Genomic DNA, 5,454 nt, shown 5'->3' with positions numbered 1-5,454 from the left:
GTCCTCGCCGAGATCCAGGACGGCACCTTCGCCAACAACTGGATGGCGGAGTACCAGGCCGGTCTGCCGAAGTACAACGAGTACAAGAAGGCCGACGAGAACCACCTGCTGGAAACCACCGGCAAGAAGCTGCGGAAGCTGATGAGCTGGGTCGACGGACAGTAGAGCCGGACGCCGGGCCGAGGCCTACGCCTCACCGGCACCTCACGCAACCTGACCAGCGGCGCCGGTGACGGCCGTGTCTCGTCGGCACGGCCGTCACCGGCACCCGCCGGACATTGTCCCGGCGGGCGCCGGTCGCCGATGCCAGCCTCCTGCCCTTCCAGCTTGGCCACCCTGCTCTGTGCAGGAGAAGGAGAATCGACGTCCCGCCCCGTAGCCGTCGTCACCGGAAACAGCAGCGGCATCGGCGTCGCCACCGCGCAACGTGTGGCCGCCGAGGGACATGGCGCGACCGGCTGAAGGCACTGGCGGCACGAACCGAGGTACGCACCCACGACCTCGATGTGACCGATCCCGCATCCGTAGAGGAGCTGCACAGACGGTGCCTACGTGCGCCGTCCTGGTCAACAACGCCGGCGGCGCGATCGGGCTGGACACGGTGGGCCACGGGGCTGCGAACGAGTGGCAGCACATGTACGACGTCAACGTGCTGAGCACGCTACGGGTCACATAGCCCCTGTTCCCGGCGCTTTCCCGCAGCGAAAACGGCACCATCGTCGTGCTCCTCTCCTCCGCTGCGCTGGGACCTTATGAGAGCGGAGCGGGATACAGCGCGGCCAAGCACTGTCAGCGTGCGCTGGCACAGGTCCTGCACCTGGAGCTGCGCGGCCAGCCGCTCCGAGTGGTGGAGAGCGCTCCTGGCATGGACAAGATCAGCGATTTCGCACTCAACCGCTTCCGCGGCGATACCGATAAGATCAGCGCCGTCTATCCGGCGGGACAGAGCTACTGCTGGCCCAGGACATCGCTGACACCATTGCCTGGCCGTGACTCGTCGGCCCCACGTCAACTTACATCTGATGGCGGGCCGGCCGAGCCCAGGCCGCCGTGCACAAGGTGCACCGAACAGCTTGAGCACGCCCCGGACTGCGCCTGGCGCCACCAGTGGACAGCAGACCGACGCTCACCGACGGCATGAGCGGCAGCCTTGTAGGCCCGCCTCGGCCACACGTTAGGCCGTCCACCGTGCTCGCCATCGGCGCCGCGGGTCGCGTCCAGGGACGCGGCGCCGTGAGCGCCATCCGCCTCAGCACCAGCGCGACACGTGCGCCTCATTGATTCTTGAAGCGCGGAAGTATTTCAGAGGCTGGGTCTGGACCTCTATCGGTAACGCTGACTAGCGAAAGGCCTCAACAACAGAGCAGTGTCTACCGAGACGGCACCTATGGTGACAAGTGCGTCACTCGCTTCGACAATTACTGACGCTGTCGAGCGAACGCACGCCAGTGTGCCCGCCCGCGGGACGGCCGGACATGTGTGGTCAGCACAGGGTTGTCTGTAGGCGCGCGCCCGGCCGCGAGTCAGCTGACAGCGTGGCCGTCTGGAGCGATGGTGTGGAAGCCGGTGTACGGCACCAGCGCCGCGGGGATCGTGATGGAGCCGTCGGGCTGCTGGTTTTGCTCCAGGAGCGCAACGACAGTGCGGCCAATGGGCAGACCGGACCCGTTGAGAGTGGCAATGTGTTCATTGCGCCCTCCTCGGCGCAGCCGAATCCCCGCGCGCCGGGACTGGAAGTCGCCGCAGTCCGAGACCGAGGAGATCTCCCGGTAGCAGTTCTGGCTCGGCAGCCAGACTTCCAGGTCGTAGGTGCGGCGAGCGGAGAATCCAAGGTCGGCGGCCCGTAGATCGACCACCCGGTAATGCAGATCGAGACGGCGCAGGCATTCCTCGGCATGCCGGGTGAGAAGCTCCAGCTGCTGCGCGGCCTCCTCCATCGGACACAGGCGCACCAGTTCGACCTTGGCGAATTGATGCAGTCGGATGATGCCGCGGGTGTCGCGACCATAGGAGCCGGCTTCGGACCGGAAGCAGGCGGTGTGGGCGGTCACCGCCAGAGGCAGGTCCGCGGAGGCGAGGGTGTCGCCGCGGTAGAGGTTGACCAGCGGGACCTCAGCGGTGGGAATGAGGAACAGTTCCCGGTCCGCGACCTGCGTGGTGAACAGGTCGTCCTCGAACTTCGGCAACTGTCCGGTGCCGGTCATCGTCTCCCGGTTCACCAAGTGCGGCACGCTGTGCTCGAGGTATTGGTGTTCAGCGGTGTGTAGGTCAAGAAGGAACGAAGTCAGTGAGCGTTCCAGTGCCGCTCCGGCACCGCGGAAGACAGCGAAACGAGAGCCGGAAAGCTTGCTGGCGCGACGCAGGTCCAGGATGCCCGCCGCGGTGGCCAGGTCGACATGGTCCCGCGGGGTGAAGTCAAACTTGGGAGGGGCCCCCCAGCGTCGCACCTCTACAGGAGGATCTTCAGGGCCGCCGTCGGGCACGTCATCCAGCGGCAAGTTGGGGATGCTCAGCATCACATCGTTCAGGGCCCCGTCTGCCGCGCGCTGCTCCGTCTCCGCTTCGCGGATGCGGAATTTCAAGTCACGGACCGCTGTTACGCCCTCGGGCGACTGGCCGGCACGGCTCATCTCGCGGGTGCGCGCATTGAGCTCCGTGCGCAGAGCGTCCCGGCGGCCGATGGCGCCAGCGCGGCCGCTGACCAGCTTGCTGAGGCCTTCGGGGTCGAGGCTGTACCGGCGTCGCTGCAGCCGTTCCACCGCACGCGTGGCGGGGTCGAGCAGAGTCTGCGGATCGTGCATTTTTCCTCCTTGGTCGACGAGGCCGACATCGCATGGGCTCACACTGTGAGGGACAGCTCGATCAGCTCCGCCAGTTGCTGTGGCCCGGCTTGTGCCAGCTGTGGCCAGGCGTCAGTCACAGCTTCCGGGCCGCCCAAGGAACGGAACTTCTCCTTGATGAGAGTGGGGTGCTCCGCCCGCAGCTTTGGTCCGATCCCTCCTCGCGGGATGCGGTACTCCCGGGAGTAGACCTGTCCGTCGTGCATGCGCACCTGGACGCGGGCGGGGGTGGGCTTGCTGGTCTGAGTGAAGTCCCCCAACGGGGCGCCTGGCTGCGCGGCGAGGTCGACCAGCTCCTGGCCACCGAACTCGCGCAGCCAGGTGATGCCTTCCTCCCCGGCTTGGCGCAGGGCCTCCCCGAAGGGAGCGTCACCGGCCAGTAGCTCGCGCGTCATCTCCCGGTCGTGCACCAGCCGCACCTTCTCCGCGAGCTGCCACCGCTCATGGGATTCCATTGCCGGCGCGGTGAAGTCCTCGATGCTCAGCCTTCCGGTGAGCAGCGCGGTGGCCACGGGGTAGGGAGTGGTCAGCACCAGGGCGCCGACCGGTGTGCGGGGCCCATCGAGATAGGGCTGTGCTTTGCGGGCGGCGAAGAGGGTGTACACGGAGCATTCGACGATGACCTCCGCGACATCCTGAACACTCCAGCGACTCATGCTCGCATGCAGTTCGATCGCGCTGTCGATGGCAGCATCGATTCCCGGGCCCCCCGGGTGGAGCTTGAAGGACAACGTTTCCGTGTGCCACCTCTGCCCCAGGCCGAAGGTGATGACATCGGGCAGGGGGACCGATGCGAACTGGGCGAGGAACCCGTCGGAGTGTTCGACGATGTCGGACGCGCCCCGCAGACCTCCTGCGGCCGCGTCACAGGCGTCCAGGCCCATGCGCACTGCGACAGGCACGTGCAGCATCCGCGCATCGCTGGTGATGAAGCCTCGCATCAGCGTCCAGGGCGGAGAACTCAGCGCCAAGGCGAACGCGTTGAGCCACCGTTGGGCCGGGGCCCGCTCGCATGCCAGCCGCGCGGCGACCGCGCCCGCGAGATGGGTGTGCAGCGCCGTCTGCCCGCGGAAGGGCCCCAAGGTTGCGGAGGCAGTGATCCGGGCCGCGCATTCATCGGCGAGGATCACCGCACGCAACAGTTCCGCGCCAGTCAGGCCGTGCGCATAGGCGTAAGCGAGGGCCACCCCTACGGTAGAGGGGCCCAGGTGGCCTGCGTAAGCAGTGTCATCGAGATTGAGCCAGGCGCCCACGCCGGCGAGCACTCGTGCAGATTGCGCCACGTCAACTTGCAGCGGATCACCGAGCGCTCGCACCAATCGCTGTCCGTCCACCTGGTGCAGCCCGGTGCGAATGGCCGCCAACTGGGACAGGATATGGCTGGCTGCGAATGCGGTGACACGCTCCGGCACGTGCGAGAGCTCCAGTTGGCTGGCCCACTGCGACAAGGCCTCCAGCTGGCTGAACAAGGGTCCTTCGCGAGGGTCGGCTTCGGCCTGAGACACGGTCACCCTCCTGTCCGCTGCCGGGAGGCAAGCACAGGCAAGGCGCGGGGCAGGACCCCGATGGTGATCGAGGTCCGATCCGTGGGGACGACTTCTCCGTCGTGCTCGAAGTGCAGCGGCAGGCCATCCAGCCGTTCGAGGGTGATGGATCGGCCGCGCGCATAGGTGGTTCCTTCGGCCTCCAGGTGCTGCCCCTCCCGCATCAGCTCCAGGACCTGCTCGGTCGGCACAGCGGGATCCAACACACACACGTCCAGCATCCCGTCGTCACGGATGGAATGTGGCAGTACCTGCAGCACCCCGGCCCGGTGCCGGCCACCTCCAACATTGACCAGGACGGTCTTGCCAGAGTGCACGACGGCACCGTCCACCAGCACACGTCCGTCATAGGGGCGGTAGGTGGTCAGTGATTCGGCGATGGCCTGCTGATACCGGGCTCGGCCGGCCACCGGCAGCGACAGGGCCCGGGCAGTGGCGTCAGCGAACAGCCCCGTACTGAGACCCAGCACGATCAGCCGGGACATGCTAGAGATGCGGGCGAGGTCGATATCCCGTCGTTCAGCGCCCTCGCCGCTGAGCGCGGAGACGAGCGCCTGATGCCAGGGAACGTCATCCCACAGCGACCGGTAGTTGGAGTTGGCCGTTCCTCCCGGAAGCACCACGAGGGGGGGCCTGTTCGCGGCGTCGATGGCCATCAGGCCGGTGACCACCTCGCGCAATGTGCCGTCCCCACCGATGGAGACCAGCGCATCGGGGGGCATGGACTCGCCCAGCACTTCCCCTACCAGCCGCGTGGCATGCCCAGGCCGCCGCGTCCAGGCGATCTGCACCTGGTCGGCGTGCTCCTGGCACACAGCCTCGACCGAGGCGAGGTACTCCGCAGTGGTAGAGCCTGCCCTCGGATTCGCGATGACCGCTACACGCCGATAGCGCCTGCTATGAAGCCCGTTCTCATCCAAAGGTTACTCCACCGCCTGTGGCACGGATCGTTGTCAGAGCATTGGTATTGAGCGGAGAGGGCAGGATTCGAACCTGCGCAGGCATAGCCCGACCGGACCAAAAGCCCGGACCCCGTTAGACCACTTCGGGTACCTCTCCCTGGCGGACAC

The 5,454-nt window shown here is 66.9% G+C and carries 3 protein-coding genes, 1 tRNA gene and 2 pseudogenes; 2 read left to right on the top strand and 4 right to left on the bottom strand.

The window, feature by feature from the left end:
* Positions 1–165: pseudogene (locus tag IG62_RS45860) on the top strand (ketol-acid reductoisomerase); the annotation flags it as partial.
* 138 nt (positions 166–303) lie between these two features.
* Positions 304–1,077: pseudogene (locus tag IG62_RS45855) on the top strand (SDR family oxidoreductase).
* A 446-nt stretch (positions 1,078–1,523) separates the two neighbouring features.
* On the opposite strand, the gene serS reads toward IG62_RS45855, so the two are convergent.
* The 4 genes from serS to IG62_RS0140605 all read right to left on the bottom strand — a co-directional run bounded on the left by serS (position 1,524) and on the right by IG62_RS0140605 (position 5,443).
* Positions 1,524–2,801, bottom strand: a complete 1,278-nt coding sequence (gene serS, locus IG62_RS0140620; RefSeq protein WP_030816228.1) for a serine--tRNA ligase — start codon at positions 2,799–2,801, stop codon at positions 1,524–1,526.
* A gap of 38 nt (positions 2,802–2,839) precedes the next feature.
* The gene (locus IG62_RS0140615; RefSeq protein ID WP_030816226.1) at positions 2,840–4,309 is read right to left on the bottom strand and encodes an MmgE/PrpD family protein; all 1,470 of its coding nucleotides are present in this window, start codon (positions 4,307–4,309) and stop codon (positions 2,840–2,842) included.
* Positions 4,310–4,347: 38 nt separating this feature from the next.
* Positions 4,348–5,304 carry a diacylglycerol/lipid kinase family protein gene (locus IG62_RS0140610; protein WP_030816224.1) on the bottom strand — a complete coding sequence of 319 codons (957 nt, stop codon included), beginning with the start codon at positions 5,302–5,304 and terminating at the stop codon, positions 4,348–4,350.
* 52 nt (positions 5,305–5,356) lie between these two features.
* A tRNA-Lys gene (locus tag IG62_RS0140605) sits at positions 5,357–5,443 on the bottom strand.
* Positions 5,444–5,454: the final 11 nt, after the last annotated feature.

Source organism: Streptomyces sp. NRRL S-337, assembly GCF_000720175.1.
GTDB lineage: Bacteria > Actinomycetota > Actinomycetes > Streptomycetales > Streptomycetaceae > Streptomyces > Streptomyces siderophoricus.
Note: the sequence above shows the minus strand (reverse complement) of the source record. Positions and strands in the feature narration are given on the sequence as shown.

Excerpts from the sequence above, each read along its gene's own strand:
- serS (WP_030816228.1), bottom strand. The coding sequence starts at position 2,801 with ATGCACGATCCGCAGACTCTGCTCGACCCCGCCACGCGTGCGGTGGAA.